The sequence below is a fragment of the Bacillus sp. EB106-08-02-XG196 genome, from assembly GCF_013396335.1.
In the GTDB taxonomy this organism is placed as follows: domain Bacteria; phylum Bacillota; class Bacilli; order Bacillales; family Cytobacillaceae; genus Neobacillus.
Genome location: NZ_JABWSY010000017.1, coordinates 26,729 through 52,892, shown reverse-complemented (window position 1 = coordinate 52,892; position 26,164 = coordinate 26,729). Strand labels below are relative to the sequence as shown.

At 39.3% G+C, this 26,164-nt stretch carries 22 protein-coding genes; 20 read left to right on the top strand and 2 right to left on the bottom strand.

Features of this window, described 5'->3' with window-relative positions; genetic code table 11:
- Positions 1-33 precede the first annotated feature (33 nt).
- Positions 34-1,149, bottom strand: coding sequence for a M20 metallopeptidase family protein (locus MLOOGBEN_RS23135; RefSeq protein ID WP_179160639.1), 1,116 nt, complete (start codon positions 1,147-1,149; stop codon positions 34-36).
- Between the two features lie 213 nt (positions 1,150-1,362).
- Entirely contained in the window at positions 1,363-2,010 is a 648-nt protein-coding gene (locus MLOOGBEN_RS23130; RefSeq protein WP_179160638.1) for a GntR family transcriptional regulator, read from the bottom strand.
- Between the two features lie 1,223 nt (positions 2,011-3,233).
- Between MLOOGBEN_RS23130 and MLOOGBEN_RS23125 the strand changes: the two genes are divergently transcribed.
- From MLOOGBEN_RS23125 to MLOOGBEN_RS23030, 20 genes are all read left to right on the top strand, one after another.
- Positions 3,234-4,070 (top strand): ABC transporter permease, encoded by an 837-nt coding sequence (locus MLOOGBEN_RS23125; protein ID WP_179160637.1) that lies wholly within the window; start codon positions 3,234-3,236, stop codon positions 4,068-4,070.
- Positions 4,063-4,842 (top strand): ABC transporter permease, encoded by a 780-nt coding sequence (locus MLOOGBEN_RS23120; protein ID WP_179160636.1) that lies wholly within the window; start codon positions 4,063-4,065, stop codon positions 4,840-4,842. The genes MLOOGBEN_RS23125 and MLOOGBEN_RS23120 overlap by 8 nt, the downstream gene beginning before the upstream one ends.
- Positions 4,843-4,884: 42 nt before the next feature.
- Complete coding sequence (locus MLOOGBEN_RS23115; protein WP_179160635.1) at positions 4,885-5,925, top strand: ABC transporter ATP-binding protein; 1,041 nt, start codon at positions 4,885-4,887, stop codon at positions 5,923-5,925.
- A gap of 26 nt (positions 5,926-5,951) precedes the next feature.
- Positions 5,952-7,007, top strand: coding sequence for an ABC transporter substrate-binding protein (locus tag MLOOGBEN_RS23110; protein WP_179160634.1), 1,056 nt, complete (start codon positions 5,952-5,954; stop codon positions 7,005-7,007).
- A gap of 82 nt (positions 7,008-7,089) precedes the next feature.
- A complete protein-coding gene (locus MLOOGBEN_RS23105; protein ID WP_179160633.1) occupies positions 7,090-8,802 on the top strand; it encodes an adenine deaminase C-terminal domain-containing protein in 1,713 nt (570 codons plus the stop codon).
- Entirely contained in the window at positions 8,799-10,130 is a 1,332-nt protein-coding gene (locus MLOOGBEN_RS23100) for an amidohydrolase (RefSeq protein WP_218781305.1), read from the top strand. The genes MLOOGBEN_RS23105 and MLOOGBEN_RS23100 overlap by 4 nt, the downstream gene beginning before the upstream one ends.
- Before the next feature lie 264 nt (positions 10,131-10,394).
- Entirely contained in the window at positions 10,395-11,759 is a 1,365-nt protein-coding gene (purB, locus tag MLOOGBEN_RS23095) for an adenylosuccinate lyase (RefSeq protein ID WP_179160632.1), read from the top strand.
- On the top strand, positions 11,752-12,264 hold the full coding sequence (locus MLOOGBEN_RS23090; protein WP_483296399.1) for a GNAT family N-acetyltransferase: 513 nt from the start codon (positions 11,752-11,754) through the stop codon (positions 12,262-12,264). Before purB ends, MLOOGBEN_RS23090 begins: the two co-directional genes overlap by 8 nt.
- A gap of 5 nt (positions 12,265-12,269) precedes the next feature.
- The gene (locus MLOOGBEN_RS23085; RefSeq protein WP_179160631.1) at positions 12,270-13,067 is read left to right on the top strand and encodes an amino acid ABC transporter substrate-binding protein; all 798 of its coding nucleotides are present in this window, start codon (positions 12,270-12,272) and stop codon (positions 13,065-13,067) included.
- Between the two features lie 15 nt (positions 13,068-13,082).
- On the top strand, positions 13,083-13,760 hold the full coding sequence (locus tag MLOOGBEN_RS23080) for an amino acid ABC transporter permease (protein WP_179160630.1): 678 nt from the start codon (positions 13,083-13,085) through the stop codon (positions 13,758-13,760).
- A 12-nt stretch (positions 13,761-13,772) separates the two neighbouring features.
- Positions 13,773-14,513, top strand: a complete 741-nt coding sequence (locus tag MLOOGBEN_RS23075) for an amino acid ABC transporter ATP-binding protein (RefSeq protein ID WP_179160629.1) — start codon at positions 13,773-13,775, stop codon at positions 14,511-14,513.
- Between the two features lie 11 nt (positions 14,514-14,524).
- On the top strand, positions 14,525-15,658 hold the full coding sequence (locus MLOOGBEN_RS23070) for an amidohydrolase (RefSeq protein WP_179160718.1): 1,134 nt from the start codon (positions 14,525-14,527) through the stop codon (positions 15,656-15,658).
- A complete protein-coding gene (locus MLOOGBEN_RS23065; protein WP_179160628.1) occupies positions 15,651-16,967 on the top strand; it encodes an MmgE/PrpD family protein in 1,317 nt (438 codons plus the stop codon). The genes MLOOGBEN_RS23070 and MLOOGBEN_RS23065 overlap by 8 nt, the downstream gene beginning before the upstream one ends.
- A 285-nt stretch (positions 16,968-17,252) precedes the next feature.
- Entirely contained in the window at positions 17,253-17,654 is a 402-nt protein-coding gene (locus MLOOGBEN_RS23060) for a hypothetical protein (RefSeq protein ID WP_179160627.1), read from the top strand.
- A gap of 29 nt (positions 17,655-17,683) precedes the next feature.
- The gene (locus tag MLOOGBEN_RS23055) at positions 17,684-18,850 is read left to right on the top strand and encodes a hypothetical protein (protein ID WP_179160626.1); all 1,167 of its coding nucleotides are present in this window, start codon (positions 17,684-17,686) and stop codon (positions 18,848-18,850) included.
- A gap of 114 nt (positions 18,851-18,964) precedes the next feature.
- Positions 18,965-19,300: a hypothetical protein gene (locus MLOOGBEN_RS23050; protein ID WP_179160625.1), complete on the top strand. Its 336-nt coding sequence runs from the start codon at positions 18,965-18,967 to the stop codon at positions 19,298-19,300.
- Positions 19,301-19,405: 105 nt separating this feature from the next.
- Complete coding sequence (locus tag MLOOGBEN_RS23045) at positions 19,406-20,209, top strand: hypothetical protein (protein WP_179160624.1); 804 nt, start codon at positions 19,406-19,408, stop codon at positions 20,207-20,209.
- A 269-nt stretch (positions 20,210-20,478) separates the two neighbouring features.
- On the top strand, positions 20,479-25,098 hold the full coding sequence (essC, locus tag MLOOGBEN_RS23040; RefSeq protein WP_179160623.1) for a type VII secretion protein EssC: 4,620 nt from the start codon (positions 20,479-20,481) through the stop codon (positions 25,096-25,098).
- On the top strand, positions 25,091-25,342 hold the full coding sequence (locus tag MLOOGBEN_RS23035) for a methyltransferase (protein WP_179160622.1): 252 nt from the start codon (positions 25,091-25,093) through the stop codon (positions 25,340-25,342). Before essC ends, MLOOGBEN_RS23035 begins: the two co-directional genes overlap by 8 nt.
- Positions 25,343-25,408: 66 nt before the next feature.
- The gene (locus tag MLOOGBEN_RS23030; protein ID WP_179160621.1) at positions 25,409-26,164 is read left to right on the top strand and encodes a hypothetical protein; all 756 of its coding nucleotides are present in this window, start codon (positions 25,409-25,411) and stop codon (positions 26,162-26,164) included.

The following is a 26,164-nucleotide window of genomic DNA, read 5'->3' as shown; positions in this document are numbered from 1 at the left end:
ATCAATTCACTGAATAGAAGAATAGAGTTCTTCCTACAGTTCAGCGAGTCCTTTGAAAAGCTCAACTCCAGTTTCAATGAGTTCATCACGGAAGTCGTATTCATACGTATGGACTTGGGGATAGTTTTCCCCATTACCCATATAGAAGTATGAACCCTTTGTCAACTTCGTATAGTGGCCGTAGTCCTCGGAGCCACGTAATGCTTCTTTCATTTCAAGTAACTGCATTCCCTTTGCTCTAGCAACCTGGCGGATCTTATCCGAGCTCTCTTTATGGTTTACCGTTTCAGGGAACTCATCGTTGTAAGAGAAGCTGACCTCCAAACCATATTCCTGTGCTTGAGCTTTAGCGAAATCTTCGAGATTTTTTTGAAGCCTTTCCAATTCAGCTTCATATAAAGCACGAATGGTTAAGCGTAAGTCCCCTTTGCTTGCGGATAAACCGAAGGCTCTTTCTCCAATGGCAACCTGAACTACCGTGCAAAGTACTAGCCCCTTGTTTTTAGAAGGAGAAATGAATTCAGGAATAGCACTAATCACGTTTGCAATCGCAAAAGAGGGATTTCTCCCATCCTCAGGCTGACTGGCATGAGCAGGAGCACCTTCTAGATGAATGGTCATTCCTTTAGATGCAAAGTGAGCTGTTCCATCAATGACATTTACAGACTTAAAAGGGAAGCCGCTCATGTTGTGGTATCCGAAAATTTCGTCGATGTTCTCTTCCTTGATTAGATCGATACATTGGATAGCACCATCTCCCGTTTCCTCAGCTGGCTGGAAGAGGAAAAAGATGTTTTTATCGGCGCCTTTTTGATCGATTTCAAGAGCAAATCCGGCTAATGTTGCTGCGTGGCCATCATGCCCGCATTTATGGGCCTTTCCAGTGAATTGGGAACCATGTGGGAGGTCAATGCTTTCATCCATCGGAAGAGCATCATAATCCGCACGGAACGCTAGGTTCTTTTTATCTTGACCTGTACGGTAGGCAGCGTAGAACCAAGTGCCCTTGTCAATAATTTCTAATTTTGTATTCGTTTTCAAAAAGTTCATTAAATGTTGTTTTGTCCATACTTCCTCATTTGAGAGTTCTGGATGTTGATGCAATTCATGACGTAATTGTTTCGCTAATTCAAAGTTTTTATTTTCCATACAATCTAACTCCCTATATATAAATTCGTTGTCTTACTTTACTGATCTATTTTTCCTCAGTTATCTAATTTTGATTTTTTAAAACTGAAATTATTAATTTTTTGTGAATAATGTATATTATATATTATATATTTTATTGTTTTCAATAAAAAAAATATTCTGTCTTCAATAAGACAGAATAATTCTTCATTGCGTTAGTTAATATTTCTAATCCTACAAAGGTATTACTTCTCCTTTGTTAATATTCCAATGCACGTCTCTCATGAACCTTTCTAAATCAGCAAAGTCGCCGTTTCTTAATAGTTCCATCATCTTTCTGTGCTCATTATTTGTTTCTAAAAGCGCCTTCTTTAACCATTCCGTCTGATCAGCAGCAACAAAGTTTTTTAAAAACTTCTTTTTATATTGTAACAGCAGGTCTACGAGGTTTTTGTTGGGACAGACCGATAGATAGACACCATGGAAAGCTTCCTGCATTTTATGATACATTTCGAAATTCTCTGTATTTATTGCTAGATCAATACTCTGAATATAGAACTCCATTTCTCTTATGTGTTTCTCCGTTAAAAGCGGAGCGGCTAATGTAGCAGCCAAGCCATCCAATGCACCAATGATAAAATAGTTTTCTTTTGCTTCTTCCGTTGAAAGCTTTTTTATCACGAAGCCCTTTCTTGGGACATTTTCTAATATCCCCTCTGAAGAAAGCTGTATGAGCGCCTCTCTTACGGGTGTCCTGCTGACTTTCAAACTTTCACCAATCGCATTTTCATTGACCTTGCTGCCAGCAATCAGATTCCCGTTATTAATCTGCTCAACGATGTATTTATATACATGATCTTTTAACGATAAATAGTCATTCATACAATAACCCCAATACTTTTTATATATAATTTTAATACAAGTCATTAAATTATATATAATATTTTTTATAAAAGCTTCAAATGACAGAGCTATGTATACAGTAACTATAGTTGTTTAATAAAGTGACTCCGGTATTGGTAACCGGAGTCAGATTGTCGAGAAAGGGTATTTTTCTCGGCAATTTTATATTTTATCAGAGTCTAACCTACGATTTTTAAAAAAATTCGTGCCTGCTTAATGGCCTGTTGATTTCCACTCCAGGTGCTTCGCTTTCCGCGGGCGTGCCGGGGAGCCTCCTCGGCGCTGAAGCGCCTGCGGGGTCTCCCCCTGCCCCGTACTCCCGCAGGAGTCTTCGCACCTTCCGCTCCAATCAACAGGGGAGCATTAAATTAGAATTGCCACACACTTTCTCTAGTCTCGTTAAGTGTGTGGCAATTTTTTCATGTTTTGGCATGCTGCGGTGAGCAACACTTGTTCACTCGCATTATGCAACCCCCGTAACCTACAAGAGCGAAGGAATAAAAGAAATGTCTATGTATTTATCAACTTTTCTCAGAAGATGATCTTGTGGCACCAAATCATCAATAAAAACAAATTCTGCTTCATTTTGTATCTCTTTTTTCGGCTTAAACATTTAATCCACCGTCCAATTAATATTAATTATATTATACCGAATTAACGCGGTGAATCGTAAATGAAAATAAAGTCTTCTTTTCTGAAAGATTGTGCCATTATCAATATTGATAGCAAGGAGTGGATTGGAGCGAAAGGTGCTTGACTCCTGCGGGATGTAGAGGAAAGGAACGGTCCGTTTGTATACAAAAAACAACATTCTATTAGAGAAGAGCCAAAATAAAAGACTGTCGAGAGTTTCTCGACAGCCTGACTCCGGTATTGGTAACCGGAGTTATTTTTTTAGACAAAGATGATACAAATACTTAAATTAGGAAATATTATATATGACGCCCTAACTACATTTGTTCTTTTGTATCATTGTTCGTGAAAACGCATTCAACACAACTTGAAATTACGTACTTATCTACTATTTCTTGATAGTTTGCGAACGTTTAATCAAAAGGGTGAAATATTATTCGTCTTTTGCGTTGCCAAATAGATAATTATTTATTATAATCTTAACTTGTGAGTGATAGATAAAACCGGATTCTTGTCTGGTGTTAATTATCATTCAATAATACTTTTTGAATTGGAAAGTGAGGCCAGATATGACGCAGCGAAGAGTACCTTATCTCATCTTGGCTCCAGGATTAATTCTTTTGATTTTATTTTTGGTGTTACCCCTTATTTCCATCATTTTTCCAACGTTCTTTAATGGAGGGTTCACCTTTTCGAATTATACTTCGTTCTTCTTGGATGAATATAATTTTGGTATTTTTTGGCGGACGATAAAGATTTCACTAATTGCCACTGTGATTTGTGTAGTGCTGGGAGTTCCGACTGCCTACTACATTTCTCAAAGTCCGAAAAAATGGCGCGGCCTGTTAATGTCGATTACATTGTTTCCATTGTTAACGAATTCCGTAGTAAGGAGTTTTGCGTGGATTACAATTTTGGGACAAGACGGTATTTTAAATAATACTTTGATGAATATTGGCCTGCTATCTAAACCGCTAACCATGCTTTATACAGAATTCGCCATTATCATTGGCTCTGTGTATCTCTTCCTGCCATTAATGGTCATTACGTTAGTGGGAATTTTAGAGAATATTGACTCTGAAATTATGGAAGCAGCGGAAACATTAGGTGCCAATCGCTTGCTTGCTTTTGTGAAGGTTATCCTGCCATTAAGTTTACCGGGGATTATTGTTGGCAGTATTTTAGTTTTCACAGGAAGCTTGACAGCTTATACAACCCCGCAATTATTGGGCGGAAATCGAAACATCATGTTAGCTACCTTCTTATATCAAAGTGCAACTGCATTAGGAAACTGGCAAGGTGCAAGTGTCATTGCCTTAATTATGATTGTGGTGACTTTAATCGTGATGAAGTTATTCAGCTGGATTGCAGGACGCATGGATAGACGAGGTGAGGCAAATGCGTAAAAAAATCGGTTTAAAAATCTTTGCTGGACTAGTTTTTGCCTTTCTGATAGTTCCTTTGCTCATTATCATAGTGACCTCTTTTGGAACAAACTCAACCATTCAATTCCCAATTAAAGGTTTTACTCTTGAATGGTATAGTAAAGTATTTAACAATGAAGCATTTATGGACAGCTTTTTTCTTAGTCTGCAAGTAGCTTTTTTTGCGACTCTCTTGGCATTAATTATTGGCGTTCCAGCTGCTTATTCTTTGGCACGTCACAGCGTGTTGGGACGGAAGTGGATAAAGAGTTTTTTCCTTTCTCCTACGATTGTACCAGGCTTGGTAGTTGGATATGCTATGTATCAATTTATTGTCATTAAGTTTCAATTTCCTATTATCCAAGGATTGTTTTTAGGACATTTCTTGATTTGCCTGCCTTATATTATTCGGGTGGTTGGTTCAACAATTGAGCAGCTTGATTTTTCAATTGAAGAAGTTTCGTGGACGTTAGGATGTACAAAATTACAAGCATTTATAAAAGTGGTATTACCGAACATTACTTCTGGGATTTTTGCTTCCTTCATGTTGGCATTCATTAATTCTTTCAACAATATACCTGTATCACAGTTTTTATCAGGACCAGGTGTAAGTATGCTGCCAACTAGCTTGATGAATTATATAGAATATAACTATGATCCATCTGTATCTGCTTTATCAGTTATTTTAATGCTTGGTACGATTGTTCTAATGTATGTTATTGAGAAAACGTTAGGATTAGCAAGTATTTCATAGGAACAACCAGGATGTTAACATCGAAGGGGGTAAAACAGCATTATGTCCTATGTTGAATTAAAAGATATTCGTGTTAGTTATGACAATAAAGCCAACATTTTAAAAGATTTAAATTTATCAATCGAAAAAGGTGAATTGGTTTCCTTGTTGGGTCCATCAGGATGCGGGAAAACAACCACTTTACGCGTCATTGCCGGGTTAATTGAGCCGAATGATGGCGAGTTCCTTGTTGATACTCAAAACTTAACAAAGGTGCCCGTTCATAAACGTGAATTTGGAATGGTATTCCAAAGCTATGCATTGTTTCCACATCTAACGATTAAGGAAAATGTCGCATTCGGCTTAAAACTGCGCAAGGAAAAAAAGAATGTTATCGACAAGAAGGTAAAAGATATTTTGGCGATTACAGGCTTAGAAGAGCTTGGTGATCGCTATCCGAAACAACTTTCAGGCGGGCAGAGACAACGTGTGGCTTTAGCGCGCGCCTTAGTCATTGAACCAAAATTATTGTTATTAGATGAACCATTAAGCAACTTAGATGCTAAATTGCGTTTGGCGATGCGTATCGAAATTAAACGGATTCAAAGGCAATTAGGCATAACATCTGTGTTTGTTACGCATGATCAAGAGGAATGTTTTTCCATTTCAGACAGGGTTGCGGTTATGAATAAAGGGATAATCGAACAGTTCGACACACCTGAAGAAATTTATAAAAATCCAAGGACGGAGTTTGTGGCTCGTTTTATCGGATTTGAGAACTTCTTTGATTTAACCCCAACAGAAGAATGGCAGTATAAAGCTGTTGATGGAACAGTTTTCCAAAGTACTCGCAAATGGGAACCAGGAAAGCATAAAGGAACCATCCGTCCAGATGATATTGAGATTACGGCAGGAACCAAACAGAATACAGATAATACAGTGTCAGGGATTATAAAGGTCCGCACGTTCCTAGGCAAGTCTTACCAATATGAAGTTGAAACACCTATTGGTACATTACTCGCAAATAAAGCAGATGATGAGGTCTATCAAGTTGGAGACGCTGTTACATTATCTATTCCAACTCACAAACTAATCATCGTTTAAATCAACTAAGAAAGAGGGAGAACAAAATGAAAAAGAAATTAGGTTTAGTTAGCTTAGGTTTAGTTACGGCTAGTATCCTGGCTGCATGCGGCGGCGGAGACAATGAGGCAAGTAAGGAAAAACAAACATTGATCATCTCAACGTTTGGATTAGAAGAAGATAAAATGCAAGAAGATGTCTTTAAACCATTCGAAGAAAAATACAATGTAGACATTGTATTAGAAACGGGTACAAGTTCTGAGCGTTTAACCAAATTGAAAAGCAATCCAAATTCAACGGTTGATGTGATTGAATTGTCGCAATCAAATGCGGCTGATGGTGTATCAGCAGATTTATTTGAAAAAATCGACAGCTCAAAAGCTCCCAATATGGAAAACTTAATTGATAGTGCAAAGGATTTAGCTGCAGATGGTTCTGGGCCAGCCTACACGCTGAACAGTATTGGAATTGTCTATAATAAACAAACAGCAGGTAAAGAAATTAAGGAATGGGATGACCTATGGGACTCTTCTTTAAAAGGGAAAATCTCCATTCCTGATATTACTACAACATTTGGTCCAGCGATGCTATATGTAGCAAGCGGTCACGAGAATGTTGACATTACAACTGATAATGGAAAAGCAGCATTTGAAGGAATCACTAATTTAGCTCCAAACGTTGTAAAAACGTATAGCAAATCTTCTGATTTAGCAAACATGTTCCAATCAGGAGAAATTGCAGCAGCTGTTGTCGGTGACTTTGCTGTTCCGATTATCACGGAATCCAATCCAGATATAGCCTATGTTGTACCGGAATCTGGAACATACGCAAACTTTAATACGATCAACATCAATAAAAACTCCAAAAATAAGGACTTGGCCTATAAATATATCGACTGGAGATTAAGCCAGGAAGTTCAGGAAAAAACGGCAGTGTCCCTAAATGAAGCTCCAACCAATAAAAATGTAGTACTAAACGAAGAAACAGCTAAAAATAAAACGTACGGTGATATTGCAGACAGAACGAAAAAGGTGGATTCTTTATTGGTAAATCAAAACCTGGAATCTTGGATTAACCAATGGAATCGAATTTTGAATAAATAGAAATGATAGTAAGGAGAGGGGCTAAGGATAATTCTTGGCCTTTTTCTCTTTTAAAAAGCACTTAGAAGGCGGGGGAACATCAATGAAGGCTGATTTAGCAATTATAAATGCCCAGGTTTTTAACACATTTTCCAAAAGGTTTGAAAAGAAAAATGTATTTATTGTTAAGGATAAATTTTACTATATAACGGCTGAAGAAATAGAGGATTATCAGGCAGATGAAGTGGTTGATGCAAAAAGTCAGTATTTGATTCCCGGATTGATGGATATTCACATGCATATTGAAAGTTCGATGACGTCTCCTTCTATTTTTTCAGAAGCGGTGTTAACCCATGGAGTAACAACCGTTATCGCAGATGCCCATGAAATTGCGAATGTGTTTGGGATGGAAGGGCTGGAGGCGTTCTTTTCTCAGCCAAGTGTCATGGATATTTTCTATGCGATTCCTTCCTCTGTTCCTTCGACAACACCAGAATTAGAAACTACGGGCGGTTTTATTGGTGTGGAAGAAGTTAAACAGCTCTTGAAGCATCCAAAGGTAATAGCATTAGGAGAAGCAATGAACTTTAATGGCATTGTCAATGAACCAGATTCTTTGATTCGGCAGATTTTGCGTACAGTTCAAACCGAGAGGGCGTTTATGCCTTTAGAAGGGCATGTTCCCCGGGTTTCGGGATTAGAATTATCAAAGTTTTTATATGCAGGGATAACGGCTGACCATACGCATCAATCGCCTGAATCTATTTATGAGAAAATCACCCATGGAATGTTTTTAGAATTTCAAAAGAAATCCATTACCCCTGAAAACATCAGCGTGGTGGTTGAAAATCATTTCTATGAATATATGGCGATTATTACGGACGATGTGATGGCGGATGACTTATTGAGCGGCCATTTGGATGCCAACGTTCGACTTGCCATTTCATGTGGAATGCCAGCAGAACAAGCTATATATTGTGCTACCTATACGCCTGCAAGAAGAATGGGATTTCAGGACCGCGGTGCGATTATCCCGGGCTTTAAAGCTGATTTTCTATTGCTGAAGGATGTTGAAGGCTTTGAAATTGGCGCGGTCTATAAGGATGGAAAATTGGTATATACACAGGGAGAGGATATCAGGTATCCAGCTGTGAAACCTGATTTTCCAGAACACTTCTATAAATCCTTGAATTGCCGGCTATTAACAGCAGAGGATTTACGTTTTAAGGTGACAGTATCTGAAAAGGCTGTAGTCAACGTAATTAAAATTTCGGAAGTGGGTACATTTACTGAACATGTACAGCATGAAGTTAGTGTCGTGGATGGATTTTTAGATTGGGAGAATAGCGGGTTAGCCTTAATTGTGGTGATGGAGCGGTATGGAAAAACAGGTGATATTGCCTATGGATTTGTTGATAAAGCCCTTTATGAAAAAGGAGCTGTTGCCACTACATGGGCCCATGATCATCATAATTTGATGGTAATGGGAACAAGCTCAGAGGATATAGTAGCCGCGCAAAAGCAATTATTGGACATGCAAGGCGGTTATGTCGTGGTACAAGGCGGCGAGGTTCAAGCCGTTTGCCCATTGCCAGTGGGCGGTATTATCAGTGACGCACCGATACAAGAACTAGGTGCGCAATTGATGGAAGTTCGTCAAGCGATGAGAAGATTAGGCTATCGCAACAGCAATGAAATAATGTCTTTCTCGACTTTGTCCCTGCCGGTTTCACCTGTTATCAAAATTACAGACAAAGGCATGATGAATGTGCGTTCTCAAATAATGATCCCGCTGGTTGAGGGTGAACAATATTGAAAGTCATCATCAAAAATGCTTGGATTTTAACACTAGATGAGCAAATGAAGCAGTTTCCAAAAGGTTATGTAATAACGGATGAGGAGAAAATTCTAGCTGTTGGCGCGATGGATTCATTGCCAAATGACATCGCTTATGATAAATGCATCGATGCCAAAGGGGCAATTTTGTTACCAGGTATGGTCAATACACATACTCATATTGGCATGATTCCGTTTCGTTCATTAGGGGATGACTATCCAGACCGATTACAGCGCTTCTTGCTTCCGTTAGAAAATGAATGTATGAATGAACAGCTGGCGTATACGAGCGCAAAATATGCGATTGCTGAAATGCAGCTTGCTGGTGTAACGACATTCTTTGATATGTATTATTTTGAACAACAATTGGCAGAAGCAGCGGAAGAAATGAATAGCCGCGGTATTTTAGCTGAAACTGTCATCGATTTAGTAACGGTAGATGTATCAGAGCCAATGGGCGGCTTGCAGTATGCTCAACGTTTTCTGCCTAAATGGCAGGGAAATAAGAGAATCCAAGCGTCCGTTGCACCACATGCCCCCTACTCTAATACGATTGAAGTTCTCCAGCAAGCGGATGATTTGTCTCAAAAATATAATGTACCATGGATGATGCATGTGAGTGAAATGGACTTTGAAATGGATAAATTTCGAAAAGAACATAATCAAACTCCGATTGAATTTTTAGAAGAGATAGGTGTATTGAGTCCAAGATTTGTAGCTGCACACTGTATTCATTTATCAGATCATGATATTGAGTTATTGAAGAAGTATGATGTAAAAGTAGCTCATTGCATCGCTGCTAATACGAAATCGGCTAAAGGTGTAGCCCGTATTCGGGATTTATTAGCTGCTGGCGTATCGGTTGGGCTGGGAACAGATGGCCCAAGCAGCGGGAATACCTTGGATTTATTCAGCCAAATGCGATTGTTTGCAAATTTTCATAAAACGTATTTAAAGGACCGCAGTGCCTTTCCCGCTGAAGAAATTGTAAAGTTAGCAACCATCGGGGGAGCAAACGTTTTAGGCATGGCGAAGCAAATTGGCTCGATTGAGGCAGGGAAACAAGCAGATTTCATCCTAGTTGAAACCGATTCAGTGAATATGTTTCCTATTTTTGATCCCTATTCTGCGATAGTGTACTCGGCCAACGCTGGCAATGTTAGAGACGTATTTATCGCTGGGAAACAAGTGGTTGCAGACAAAAAATTAGTGGATTTTAATGAAACTCAATTAAGAGCAGAGCTTGCTGAAGCCATGGAGCAATGTGGATTTAAAGCAAAGGCCTTAAAAGCATTGGAAGGAAAATAACTGGTAATTAAATAACCTTTTACAGAATGACTACTTTCTTATTAACAAGAGGTAGTCATTTTTGTTTGTGAACGTGGGCATATCAAGACTTATTCGATGAATGGAAATTTCAATCCTAAAATTTTTAAAAATTTAAAAACTAATTTGTTTAATAGGTTGATAAATTATGTTAGAATACTCCTTATTCATAGTAAAACTATAGGAATTTATATTTTGAGAGAAAATTAGAAAGATTTATATTTTTCCTTGAAGGGGTGGCAGCGAATGGGATCTCATGTTTTGGATTTAAGAATGCTTCAAAATAATTTTAGTACAGAAGAAATGCGATCTGTTTGGAACGATGAAAATAGATTGCAAAAGATACTTGATGTGGAAGCGGCATTAGCATTGGCAGAAAGTGAGCTTGGTGTTATTCCAGAAAAGGCTGGAAGCGCGATTAAAAACGCTGCTAAAATAGAAAACTTTGATATTGAGACCATTGCAAATGAGGCTGCGAAACTCAAGCATTCATTAATGGCAACAGTCAACCATTTGCAATCTTTATCAGGTGAATATGGCGAATATGTTCATTATGGTGTAACAACACAGGATGTGACCGATACCGGTACCATTCTCCAGCTCAAAGAAGCGAATGAAATTCTCCGTCGTGATACGAAGAAGGTTGCAGAGCTTTTAATTGGACTTGCTTCAAAATATAAGGATACTCCGATGCCTGGAAGAACGCATGGAATGCAAGGGCTTCCCACTACCTTTGGCTTTAAGCTTGCGGTCGTTTTAAGTGAGTTTGAACGCCATTTGGAAAGACTGAAGGCTGCTGAAAGCCGTGTATTAACAGGTGTCCTTGCTGGCGGAGTAGGAACCTATGCTGCATTAGGAAGTGTTGGTCCAGAAGTGGAAGAAAGAGCTTTGGAGATTCTAGAGTTGAACACGCCAAATATTTGTTGGCATTCTTCTAGGGATCGTATTTCAGAGTATGGTTCAGTGCTGGGATTAATTAGTGGTTCACTAGGGAAATTGGGGAATGAATTCTATAATTTAATGCGAACAGAGATTGATGAAGTCGAAGAACCGTTTGCGGCAGGTAATGTTGGTTCGACAACCATGCCTCATAAACGAAATCCAGCTATTTTTGAAGGGATTGCAAGTCTAACCAAACCAATCCTGCATAGTGTTGCCTTGCTGCATGAATCATTAGTGATGGAACATGAGAGAGATGCAATGAGCTGGCGAAGTGAATGGATTGCATTACCTGAGATTTGTTTATATTTATCTTCACAGCTAAAAAGCACGATTACTGTTTTACAGGGTCTTGTGGTTAAACCTGAAAATATGATGAAAAACTTGGAACTACAGGGGGGGCTTATCCTTTCAGAACGTATCATGTTTGCACTATCTGAAAAGGTAGGAAAACAAACGGCCCACCATCTGGTCTATGAAATAGCTATGGAGTCATCTGAACAAAAAGTTCCATTTAAAACGCTTCTTATTCAAAATGAGAAGGTGAGTGCAGTCCTATCAGAGGATCAAATTAATCAACTTTTGGATCCTAGCCGTTATACGGGGCTTGCTAGTCAAAAGGTAGACGAGGTCATTGCTTCTATTAAAAGTGGAGGAAATTTAAGTGAGTAATTTGACCTTTCATCAAGCGACGAATGAGGATATCCCAGCAATACTCGATTTATCCTTGCGAGGTTATGCGGCCATTCGTGAATTAGGTATTCATTTTGCTGCGGCAACTGCCGATGAAGAATTAGTGAAAAAAAATATCAATGAGAATATTTGTTTTTATATGAGAGATGGGGACGAAATAGTTGCGACCGCTTCAATCCGAATGCCCTGGAGCAGCCATCATGGACCATATGAAATCCCGCATATTTGGTGGGTAGCGGTGGCGCCTGAGTATAAACGAAAAGGCTATGCAACAAAGATGTTAGATTATATCGAATATGACTTTTTAAGAGATCAGCTTCATTGCCCATCTGTATCTCTCGGAACGGCGAAGGAACATCCTTGGCTTGCTGAAATGTATCTAAAACGTGGGTACAAAGAGGTTGGCGAGGCAGATTTAGGAAAAGGTCATATGACCGTTTATTTAGAAAAATTGCTATTAACAAAAACATATAAGAAAAGGTAGGGAACATGATGAAAAGAAAATTTGCACTAATGATTAGCATGGCACTTTTATTATTTTTAGCTGCTTGCGGCGGTACAAATGAAACATCAGGAGATAGTGAAAAAAGTGAAGAGAAAAAGGTAATTCGAGCAGGTTCAACGGCACAAAGCTATCCAAATGGATATGAGGAAGATGGTAAGTTGGTAGGATTTGATGTAGAAGTGTTTGAAAAGGTTGCAGCAAACCTAGGCTATGAAGTGGAATGGGTTAAATCAGATTTTGCAGGTTTAATGGGTCAATTAGAAACAGGTAAAATTAATACGGTTGCCAACTTTGTTGCTGTAACAGCTGAAAGAAAAGAAAAATACAATTTCTCAGAACCATATGCATATGCAGGAGCTACAATTGTTACGCATAAAGACAATGATTATGATAGTTTAGAGGATTTAAAAGGAAAAACGGTTTCCGGTGTCCTTGGTTCTAATAATGTGAAAAACTTGGAAAATTATGACCCTGAAATTATTCCAAAAACGTATGAAACACGTGATGGAGCTATGAATGATGCTATCAACAAACGTGTGGATGGATACGTAAACTCTAAATCTTCCTTAATTGCTGAAATTGCAAAAGGTGATCTTCCATTGAAATTTGTTGGTGACCCATTTATATATGAAGATATCGCTTTTCCTTTTGTGAAAACGGAAGAAGGCGAGAAATTAAGTAAAGAGTTTAATGCAGAAATTAAAAAATTACGTGAAGATGGTACTTTAACAGAATTATCTAAGAAATATTTTTCCGATGAAGACATCACAGTTAAGAAATAATTCTGGAGGGACAACATGGAATTAAAACTAGATTTCGGGTACTTAGTCGAAATTATCCCAGAGCTGTTGACATTTATACCTCTTACCTTATTTCTTGCTGTAATATCAATGATTTTTTCAATTATCGGCGGGTTGATTTTAGCCTTAATTATTAGGTCCAATATTCCTGTTCTTAAACAGTTAGCGACGATATATATATCGTTTTTCCGTGCCATTCCAACATTGGTACAGTTGTTTTTAATCTATTACGGATTACCGCAGATTTTTCCTGCTTTAACTGCCATGACAGCCATTACGGCGGCCATCTTAGGGCTCAGCTTAAAACAGTCGGCGTTTTTAGCGGAAATCTTCCGTGCTGCTCTTAATTCTGTTGATAAAGGACAAGTCGAAGCATGTCTTTCTGTTGGAATGACAAGAGCACAAGCCTTTCGCAGAATTGTCCTGCCGCAAGCAACGCGGAATGCGATACCTGCGACAAGCAACGTATTTATCGGTCTGATAAAAGAAACTTCACTGGCATTTACATTAGGGGTCGTTGAATTATTTGCACAAGGAAAAATTATAGCGGCATCGTCCCTTAACTTCTTTGAAACTTATTTAGCATTAGCGTTACTATATTGGTTCTTGATTATCATATTTACTATGATTCAACAGGCGCTAGAAAAACGAATGGAAAAACCGTATATATCGTAAAGGAGTTTTACCATGATAACTGTTACAAATCTGAAAAAGAGATTCGGTGACAATATTGTTTTAAATGGTGTCGATCTACATGTTGATCGAGGCGACGTATTGGCCATTATCGGACCATCTGGATCGGGGAAATCGACGTTACTGCGCTGCCTAAATTTATTAGAAATGCCAGACGAAGGCATCATTGAAATTGGCGATACAAAAGTTGATGTAACGAAAATGAGCAGAAAGGAAACCCATCTGCTCAGACAGGAAACAGCAATGGTTTTCCAAAACTATAATCTTTTTAAAAATAAAACCGCTTTGCAAAATGTTACAGAGTCATTAATTGTTGCGAAGGGCATGGACAAAAGGGAAGCAGAAAGAATCGGAAAAGAGCTTCTAATCAAGGTTGGGCTTGAGGATAAGTTTCATCAGTATCCTGCTACTTTATCAGGCGGACAGCAGCAGCGTGTCGGAATTGCTCGGGCACTTGCTGTGAACCCGCACGCCATTTTATTTGATGAACCGACATCGGCACTGGATCCAGAGTGGGTCTCAGAAGTTCTTCAAGTAATAAAAGATATTGCCCAACAAAAAACAACGATGATTATCGTGACACATGAAATGAAATTTGCCGAAGAAGTAGCCAATCGGGTGATTTTTATGGCAGACGGAAATATTGTTGAAGAAAATGGACCAAAAGAAATTTTTCATAACCCGAAAAATGAAAGAACGAAGCAATTCTTAAAAACATTGAAAAGAGATGAATAGCAATCATGAATATGTCTCATGAACTATTAAGTGATTTAATTGAAAAACGAAGATATTTACATGAGAATCCAGAACTTGCTTTTGAGGAATTCAATACGACTGAACATATTAAAAAGTGGTTAGTGGAGCACGATATTTCTATCCTGCCGCTTGATTTAGAAACGGGTATAGTTGCAGAGGTAAAAGGCTCATTTGATGGACCAACCATTGCGATTCGCGCGGATATTGATGCTTTGCCTATAAAGGAACAAACGGATGTGCCATTTAAGTCAAAATATGAAGGCAAAATGCATGCATGTGGTCATGACTTTCATACAACTTCAATATTAGGGGCAGCCATTCTTTTAAACAGCCAGAAAGAAAAGTTACATGGGACAGTAAGGTTTATTTTCCAAGCTGCGGAGGAAGTTGCCCAAGGTGCGAAGAAGTTTGTTGAAAAGGGTGCTTTAGAGGGCGTCTCTTCTATATTCGGTATGCATAATAAACCAGATTTGCCTGTGGGAACCATTGGTGTGAAATCAGGGGGCCTCATGGCAAGTGTTGATAAGTTTGAAATAAAGTTTATTGGCGTAGGCGGTCATGCGGGGATACCTCATAATGCAATTGATCCGATTGTCATTGCGAGTCAATATGTAACGGCCGTACAATCAATTGTTGCCAGAAGAATGGACCTGTTTGATAATGCAGTCGTTAGTATCACTAGTATTCATGGTGGAAATACATGGAATGTAATTCCGGATGTTGTTACACTCGAAGGAACGGTTCGTACGTTCCAGCCTAAGGCACGTGAAGCGATTCCAGGTTTAATGAGGAAATTGGCTGAATCGATTGCAGAAGGAAATGGTGGTTCGGTTGAATTTAATTGGGAAGATTACTTGCCAGTTGTAAATAATGATTCTAAATTTGAAGAAATCATTCGTGCGACTGTCGTTGAAAGTGGTTATGAGGTTGCGGAGGCAGTACCGAGTGCAGGCGGGGAAGACTTCGCGTTTTACCAAACGTACATTCCAGGCTTTTTTGTTTGGATGGGAGTAGATGGACCGCAAGAGTGGCACCATCCTCAGTATGATTTAAAGGAAGACGCGATTAAAGTTGCTTCCGAGTTTTTCGCTAATTTAGCGGTGAATGTTTTAAAAAATGAATGATTTAACGAGAGTGATTGTGGAACTGATTCAAACAACTCCAGATTATGAACAGCTTGGAACAGAGACAAAAGAAAGTTTGAGAAAGGGAGTTTTAGATTATTTTATATCTTGTTTTGCAAGTGTGAAGTATGATCCGAACTTCCGAAATGTGGTAAATACCGCAATTTACTCTGGCTGTAATGAGGCTGCTGTGTTAGGAACGGAATGGAAGGTCCATCCTTTTGATGCGTGCTTAATCAATGGGTATTCAGCACATGCCTTAGATTTGGATGATGTCCATTCTGAGATACGAGGACATCCCTCTGCGGTCATTTTAAGCTTATTATTCTCATTAGTAGAGGATAAGAAGGATATGAAATCAATCTATCAAGCTTATTTGATTGGGATTGAAGTCATGACCCGCTTTGCTAAGTTATTGGGCTCAGAGCATTATGAAAAAGGTTTTCATACAACAGCAACAGCGGGAGTGTATGGTGCGGTTGCTGCTGGGGCCCATTATTTGAAATTTTCCTCGGGTCAAATGACACAAGCTCTTAACTTATGTGTCTCTAAGATTAGCGGTTCTAGAAGTCATTTTGGAACATTGATTAAACCACTGCATGCAGGTTTGGCAGCTCAAAGTGCATGGCAGATTCTCCATCTTGTTAAGAAGAATGTCACCGGTAATGGAAATACAATTCTTTCAAAAAATGGATTGCTTTCCATGTACAATGAAAACGAGAGGAATCCGTGGACGTTTTTTGAAAAATGGGGAGAGCCTTGGGCGATTGATGCCCCTGGATTATGGTTTAAATTATATCCATGTTGCTCTGCCAATGCGCATGTGATAGATGCTGTGAAGGATATAAAAGCGAGGCATCGTTTTACAGCGAGTGAAGTTGCCTCTGTCGATTTATACTTTCCTCCAAGAGGAGATGCTGCTCTGGTTTATACATATCCTGAAACTGGAGAACAAGGGCGGTTTAGTGCTGAATATTGCACGGCTCTGCTAGTGCTGGGATATGATTTATCCATCGAAAATTTTACAGTAAACAATATTTCTGAGGAAGTCCGAGATGTCTTGGGCAAGATAGAACGAAAATACGATGAAAATATCCCAAGGGCAGAAATTAGTTTTCCAAAGGGGAGATATTGTATAGCAGAGATTTTCCTAAAGGACGGCCGAAAATTTGTTTCCAGAGTGGACGCACCAACCGGTTCACCAGGAAATCCACTAGAAATGGAAGACCTATTAAAAAAAGCCACTACTTTATTAGGTCACCAGGCCGATTATTTTATTGAACTTTTTTCTGCAGAATTGGATTCATAGGGAAAGCTTTTATAGGGATATTTTATTCTGATATGGTTACAAATTAGAGGTTTTCCATTAGTTCTTTGAACTTTTGGGAAGCCTCTTTTTTGTTGAATTAGAAGGTATAGAGCAGGTGCAATAGAAAATGTCTGGGTCTTCAGGCGTGACTTTTTATAAATTCTGGTGGTTGACCGGTACAAAATAACCAATTTCCTCTTTTTTATAGAATAATAAAAAAATAGCTTTTATAATAAATAGGAAAATAGAGGGAAATGAAAATAAGGGACCGCGGGGACGGTTCTTGTGGCAATAACTAGCTTTATTTGGACCATTAACCGTCCCCATGGCAATAAAAAAGCAGGTGATGATGTGAGTATTAACGTTAATTTGGCCGCTTCACAGGCAAATAAAATCAGCGATTATTCCTCTAAACTACTTGAGGTTAAGAACAACTTAAATAGGGTAAAAGGGAATCTCAACAATGGCTGGAACGCCCGAGAAATGATTTATATAAACCAAAGTATTGACAGTATAAATCGGGAAGTTGCTGCACTATCTTCTAAGCTGGATTCAATCGGATCAGATGTTCTTTCAGGCGCACAGCAAATTCAGCGTCAAGAAGAAGCCGAGGCAAGAGCAAAGGCGGAGGCAGAAGCGAAGGCAAAAGCAGAGGCTGAAAAAAAGGCAAATACTGCCGGAAACTAAATTAGTAGAGTAAATGGAGGTGCTATACATTGCCGCCCATAAGAATTCAAACAGACTATGTTAAACGGACTGGTGCCAGTATTGGTCCTATGTCACAAAAAGTATCAGAAGTTAGTGATGGTCTAAGCGCGCTTAGGTATGCGATTGATCATAAGATCATGAATCGGGGGAATTTACGTTCAAGATTCAATGCTGCCATCACGTCATCTCATCAATTAGAGACGCGGATAAGAGACTTGGACCGTTTTATTGCTCAATCCATGGATCAGTATTGCCGGACAGAGACTGAGTTAACAAAAAAATCGGAATCTGCCATAACCCCAGAATCTAAGAAATCAACTATTGCTAGTATCTTGAATGTCTTTAACTATATCAATGGAAAACTTAGTATCGGGGATGCCGCCTTAGTTGGCACCCAACTTTTCACAATTGCACTTAGTGCTGGGATTTCACGAAAGCTGAAAATTAATTACATAGGCGGGAAGCCAACGTTTTGGAAAAAAATTAAGGGTGATTATAAATTTACAGTAGGAGCTCATCCGTCCTGGAAGAGTAGAGGAAGAGGAAGATATGATTCTAAACTCGCACGTGCGATCTACAATTTTTCAAAATCGAGCCCTGCGAATCCGATCGTAAAGCAACTTCAAAAGATAGCAGCTTCTTATAATAATCCTTCAGCTCTATTAAAGCACGCTGCTGGTTATCCAAAAAATTTGAATCTGTTAAAAGCGGATACCTTATCTGGTACATTCCAAAAACGAATAACGACGGGCACAAAGGAAATTGCTGAGCACCTAATCGATGCCAAGGGTTGGACCAAAGTGGCAAAGAAAGTCCCAGTGGCTGGCATGGTAATTTCAGTTGCTGCAAACGCTGCGGAAATTTGGGATCCTGACAATGCGGATAAGACCCGTGGAGAAAGACTAGGACGAACATTTGCTGGAATTTCAAGCGATTTAGTCGCAATCGGAGCAGGGGCTAAGGTCGGTGCAATGATTGGCAGTGTGGGCGGCCCAGTTGGAATCGTAGTGGGTGGTGCCGTTGGTGCCTTAGTCGGCGGAGTCGGAAGTATTGTTTTTGAAGACCAGATTAAAGACGTTGGCGAAAAGCTTGGAGGAGCAGTTGAAACAGGAATAAAAGATATTGGTGAGGGGATTAATAACACCTTTAAATCCGTTGGAAGCTGGTTCAACTAGAGACCAGAGAGACCAGGGGGACGGTTCTTGTGGCAATAATCGCATTACAAAAAGCCGCGGGAACCGTCCCGGTGGTTTTCTCCAGCAAATTTCAAAAAAAAGGATAAGGAAAACATGACTATAGAAACATTGGAACGAATCGAAGAATTACTAATCTATTTTCTAGGTGTTCAAGTAATTTTCAGTATCTTAGTATTTTTACTTAACAGGATCATGCTTGATGTGTACGAGGCAGGTGTTTATGAAAATCCCAAAACAGTATTTCAAAAGACGTTTACGTATGTGATTAATGCCTTTTTTGGTATAGGTCCCTATCTAAATAAGAAATTTTTAAAGTACTCTTTCTTAAAAAGAAAGTTCTTTATGTTGATTTCTATAGTTGTCCAAATTATTGCTTCTATTATTATTTATTATGTGCTGAAAAAACTACTTCGGGCGATTTTTTTATAGACCAAGTGACCAGGGGGACGGTTCTTGTGGCAAAACTTGCTTTAAGAATAACCGCGAGAACCGTCCCTATGGTACACCTATGGTACAAAAAGGAATGTGAAATAAATGGATTATATTATGACTTGTACATCAGCTGAGCTTGCGCTCTTAGTCACTCTAAGTGGATATCCTGGTGTAGCAAAGGGTATTGCGGAGGCTTCGGTTGGAGAAAAGAGCCAAAAAGAATGGGAAGCCATTATGGAAGTGACGACTCACCAATTAATCCTAAAGCAGCTCTGGGATGACGAAAGAGAGTTAAAGGGAGAGATTCCATTAAGGGATGAAATTCAGCAATTTATTCAGAGCTATGTCGAATCGAAATGGATGATTCGCTGCTCGAATAAAGGGCAATCGAACATTCTAATGATTCATCATGTTGAAAAGGATACATGGATGACTCATATCATTGATCGAGACATTATCCACGAATTTGCCTATATCAAAGGTACTGATATTCCAAACATAATACGAAACTATTATTCTTTTTCGGAAGCGGGTATTGAAGGTGCCCAGCTGTTCCATCTATCCGATCAGGCATTCGATTTGCTGAGTGAACACCATAACGTAAAGAAAGTAAGAAAAATAAGTAGTTTTTCCCCTGAAGAAGAACAGAGCTTTCGATTGTTTGTCGATGATTTAGAAGCGCAGACTTGGTCTCTTTATAATATTTCAATGTTTTATCATCCCAGTATTGAAAGAGACCCCATTCTTGAAAATATTGTCTTCTTTCTTCCCTCTGCAAATGGGATATGGGTCGTCGAATATACGGACCATTCGACTGCACCAGTAAAGGTTGCATTAAATACGTTTGAGCAGTGGTGTGATTTATTAGATGGTGTAGGGCTTGAAGCTTCAAGTGTGAATAGTTGAAAACGAAAATCCATGTGAGCAGCCTCATATGGATTTTTTAGTTATGAAAAAATTCCTTATATGGTTCCTTATTCACATGTAACCTTGCGAAAAGTACTAGGAATAAAAGGCTAGAATGGCTCTATACCGGTCGTTGTGTGGAAGAGGGAGGTTTTTGCCAAATTGTGTCTAAAGTATGACGGACCAAGTAGAAAATTGCTTTATAATAACAAATATAGGAAATTGTTTCTACTAGAGCTACTTTGGCTTGATATAGGGAGAGAATTATTTTGATAGTAACGCTGTTTGATAGAGGTAAAGCATTTAATTTGGTTTTACCTGAAAAAATAACCGGAAGATACCTTCTCACGACAGTTAATAAAGATGGTAATACCCTTGAATTAATGGCGATTGAAGCGGAAGAAGGTAAGTGGTTTGTAAAATCAAATAAATATGCCTACCTAAAGGGCGCTGCTGGTGAAAAGGTTGGAAAAATACCGGTAGAGCCTTTTATGACGTATACGATCTATCGTGATGGGGATTCGTCGGCGCTTTTATATGTGGAGCCAGCAAGTGAAGGACGGAAAGAGTTTACAAGACACATGGTTTCAGCAGATGTGATTAAGATTGGGCGGGCAAAGGATAACGATATTTGTTTTACCGACAAGTTGGTATCCAGTTTACACTGTTCGGTTGTATACGATGGGAAAGGTCAAGCTGTAATCCGGGACCATAACAGTTCAAATGGTACATATGTCAATGGCGAAAGAATTATGGAAAAAGTGCTAGACATTGGCGATGTGATTTCGATTATGGGCTTACGGATTGTTTACAATGGAAGATTACTCTCATTAAATAATCCTCATCAATTAGTGTTATTAAATCGAAATGTTTTTAAACCATTTGTTATTGACCAGCCAATTGTCCAAGAGAATGAGGATCTCGATGATTTCTTAATCGAAGAGGAACAGGATGAATTGTTTTTTCGTTCACCGAGGTTTAAACGAGATATTGAACGAAAGACCATCAAAATTGACCCGCCGCCACAGCAAAATAATTCCGATGAAACACCGTTAATGCTGATGCTTGGACCGTCGATTACGATGGGGATGGCGTCGCTGTTTACAGGAATATTTGCGGTTCAAAATGTGATGCGGACAAATGGAGATATTATGTATGCAATGCCTACGCTTGTCATGTCATTCAGTATGATGATTGGGATGATTCTTTGGCCGATTTTAACAAAGAGGCATGAGAAGAAAAGGCGGATTGAGCAGGAGAAAATACGTCAGGAAAAATATAGCAAGTACATAGAAGAGATGAAACAAGTGGTGGCGGATGAATGCAAGTATCAGAGTGAGATTTTGCATGAAAATCATATTCCCCTTTACCTTTCTATAAAAAGGATTCGCAATCGTGAACGTAATTTGTGGGAACGGACACTAGGACAAAATGATTTTCTCAAAATAAGGGTCGGTTTAGGAGATTTGCCCTTAGATGCGGAAATCAAATATCCTGAGAAGAAATTTACGCTTGAGGATGACAACCTCCAGGATGAATTGTATCAGTGGGTAGAATCTCCTCAAATCTTAAGACAGGTGCCTGTCACCCTATCGCTTACGGATGAGCGCGTAAGCGGGATTATTGGAAAAAGGGATTTAGTTGTTGAGTTCGCGAAGGGGATTATTTTTCAATTAGCGGCCTTACATAGTTACGATGAATGTAAATTCGTGTTTATTTACGATAAAGAAGAACAAGAGTGTTGGAAGTTCGTCAAGTGGCTGCCGCATGTCTGGGATGATGGCAGGAATGTCCGCTTTATCGCCTCCGATGCGAATGAAGTAAAGGAGCTTTCTGCTTATTTTGAAAAAGAAATCACCCATCGAGCTAGCCTGGCTAACAGTAATGAAGCGGATATTAAGCAGCATTATGTTGTTTTTTCGATGAGCAAAGAGTTAGCAGGAAAAGCTGAAATGGTGAATTTACTTTTAAAAGAAAAGAAAGAGATTGGCTTCAGCTTGATTACCTTATACGACAGTTTGGAAATGCTGCCGAAGGAATGCACCAATGTCGTTGAGCTTAATGACAAAATCAGCAAAATCTTCGATAAAGACGACATCTCAGGAAAGTATCAAAACTTTGCTGCCGATATTTTTTTACAGCAGGACGCAGAACCCATTGCCGTAGAGTTGGCCAATATCCAGCTGGCATCTTCTGTGAAAGCCTACACACTTCCTGATATGATCACCTTTTTAGAAATGTTTGGCGTTGGAAAAGTGGAGCATTTAAATGCGCCGACTCGATGGAAGGAAAATAATCCGACCCAGAGTATTGAAACGCAGATTGGTGTTAACCAGAATGGAGAGCCCTTCAAGCTTGATCTTCATGAGAAATACCATGGACCACATGGATTGATTGCAGGAATGACCGGTTCTGGTAAGAGTGAGTTTATTATGACCTTCATCTTATCTTTAGCGGTAAACTACCACCCAGATGAAGTGGCCTTTATTTTAATCGATTATAAGGGCGGGGGGATGGCCAATGCCTTCCTGAACCTGCCGCATCTAGCGGGGACGATTACCAATCTTGATGGGGCAGCTGTCAAACGTTCACTGATTAGTATTCAAAGTGAACTTAAACGGCGCCAGGCTATTTTTAGTGAAACAAGCAGAAGGTTGAATGAAAGCAATATTGATATTTACAAGTACCAAAGGTTATACCGAGAAGGTGAAGTTGCAGAGCCATTACAGCACTTATTTATGATTTCCGATGAGTTTGCTGAATTAAAAACGCAGCAGCCTGAATTTATGGAGCAGCTGGTCAGTGCTGCTAGGATTGGAAGAAGCTTGGGTGTCCATTTAATCTTAGCGACACAAAAGCCTTCTGGGGTTGTTGATGATCAAATTTGGAGTAACAGTAAATTCCGTATCAGTCTTAAGGTTCAGGAAAAGGCGGACAGTATGGAAGTCATTAAACGTCCGGATGCAGCAGAATTATCACAGACGGGTCGTTTCTACTTGCAAGTGGGCTATAACGAATTGTTTGAACTTGGTCAATCTGCCTGGGCAGGGGCACCGTACTACCCTGCAGATAAGGTGGAAAAGTCAAAAGACGATGGGATTACCGTCATTGATAATTTAGGACGCGTGATGAAGTCAGCAAGAATCGATAAGCGGAAAGATTCTGTCAAAAAACCAGCGAGTCAAATTGATGAGATCACCAACTATCTAGCAAATCTTGCAAACCAAGAAAATATTAAAGTAAAACAGCTTTGGTTAGATCCCATCCCGGCAAACATCTATCTGGATGAATTAAAAGAGAAGTATTGTGAATCGGACTCACAGGTGTTTGAACTTAATCCGGTCATTGGCGAGTATGATGACCCAGCAAATCAACGTCAGGCATTGTTAAGGCTTCCTATCACCCGAGAGGGAAATACTGTTGTATATGGTGTAGCAGGCAGCGGGAAAACAACATTCTTGACCTCGCTTATCTACTCCATGATGGAGGAACACACGCCTGAAGAAGTAAATCTCTACCTACTAGACTTTGGGTCAGAAACGTTAAGCTGGTACCGTGAATCACCACATGTTGGCGATGTATTGCTGTCACATGAAGGGGAAAAAATCGACAATCTCTTTAAAATGATGAATAGTGAAATCGCTGTGAGAAAGAAACAATTCGCAAATTATGGAGGAGACTTTAAAACCTTCAATCAGCAGTCACCCGAAAAAGTACCGTCGATTGTGCTGATGATTCACAATTACTCCGCTTTTTCCGAGATGTACGAACAATATGAAGAAGCCATTTCATTTTTGACCCGAGAAGGAATCAAATATGGAATCTTTTTTCTAGTAACGGCGTTAAATACGGGGGCGATTCGATACCGGCTTCTGCAGAACTTCAAGCAAATGTTCGTCCTGCAGCTGAATGACACAACCGAATATTCAGGTGTCTTGGGCAATGTGGATGGTGTCTATCCTTCGAAATTCAAGGGCAGAGGGATTTTTAAAACAGAGAGTGTTTATGAATTCCAAATTGCTCAAATTTCCAAAGATGCTACAGACTTGTACAGCTTTGTTATCGGCTATTGCCGTGATTATCATCAGAAATGGAATAAGAATTCAGCGAAACGGATTCCGATTCTTCCTGATAAGGTGGACATCCATTACTTACAGGATGAAATTCGCTATAACCAAACAGGGAGAATTCCGATTGGGATCGAGAAGAGCACATTAAGTCTCGCAACTTATGATTTTACTGCGTCGCCGGTTAATCTCGTAACCTCGCTTACTGGTGATGAATCCACCGCTTTCATGCAGGGACTCTCGGAAGTTATCAGGATCCAAGACAGCAGAGAGGTGATTGTCCTTGATGCAGCTGACAGCTTTGTATATGACAGCGGCCGAACGTATCAATATGTGACCGGACCAGAAGCGTTAGAAGAGAGGATTGTCTATTTATTTACAACATTGGTATATCGCAACAACACAACAAAGGATGCAATGGAGGAAGGCAAGCCGGCACCGGTGTTTGAAAATATCACCTGTATCATCCATTCTTTCACAGAATTGAATGCACAGTTATCCGATGATGGAAAAGATAAACTGAAAGTCTTTTTAGAACGAGTAAATGGACTGAATGTGACGATTATCTTCTCTGAGCCAATCGATAAACTAAGCTCATACACATATGAACCTTGGTTCCAAAAACAAGTATCAATGAGTGACGCACTTTGGGCGGGAAAGGGTATTGCCGATCAATACACACTCAAAATCAATAAAATTACCAATGATATGTATGGTGAATTAGCAGAAGACTTTGGTTATGTAGTGAACAAAGGAAAGGTAAAGCTAGTAAAACTCCTGACCACTGCAGCAAGTGAAGAGGGGGCTGTCCAATATGCATAAGATTTTAGTCGAGATTTATAACCCGGCTTCAAACAACACTTATGACGTATTTATCCCGCTGAATAGTCCTGTATATGAAGTTGTCTATTTGCTAACACATACAATCTCCGACCTTTCACAAGGCCATTACAAGGCAACAGAGCAAAGTATTCTATGTGATCGGCAAACAGGGGATCTATTTGATATCAACAAAACCATCGAAGAAATTGGTTTGAAAAATGGATCCAAGCTGATGTTAATGTGAGTTTATCAAGAGCAATGGCACAGCGCGAGATTGCTCTACTTAAGTCCTGCTAAAGGAAGGTGCACAATGAAAATAACAAAGAAGGTACGATCCATCCTTCTTCCATTCGTTCTATTAATAGGAGTGACAGGCTGTATGAGTGAGAAATCTTCAGAGAACGAGATACTGACATATTTAGAAGAGACCTATAATGAAACCTTTGAAGTGGAAACCTTTAAGGAAGGAAGCACCATTTTTAAAAACATGTACGGTGCCGATAAAGTGATCGTTCATCCGAAGGGTAAGCCTGAGCATGTCTTTTTGGCAGGTGAAGATAGAGACCATGAAGGGGAATATTACGATAACTATGTGTTGTCTAAATGGTCAGATGAACTGACAAAAAGGTTAAAACCTGAAATTAGCAATCTTCTTCCAGAGGGTACTGAATATAGAGTTTTGTTATATGTCGAGGACGGAAAATACGATAGCTCCATGAAGGATATGTCAGTCGATGATTATCTTGCAAAGGTAAATAATGATGTAAGTATTGAGTTAAAGGCAGCTATTAAAAGTGCAGGGAACCCAAATGTAACGGGGTATAATGAATCGATTTATCAGCTATTACAGGTGGTTAAACAAATGGATGTGAAATCAAGCCGTGTTTCAGTAGGATTTGTTGACAGCGCAGCGGATATTTCCGATTATATTCGAACCTCAAGTGTTAACAATACACCTTGGTCAAATTTGGATGCGAAAGTTTACGCGACGATCATGGTTGACAAACGTTTTGCGATATCTGATGCAAGTCAAATAGAAGAATATTATAAAGCGTTTAAGGAGTGA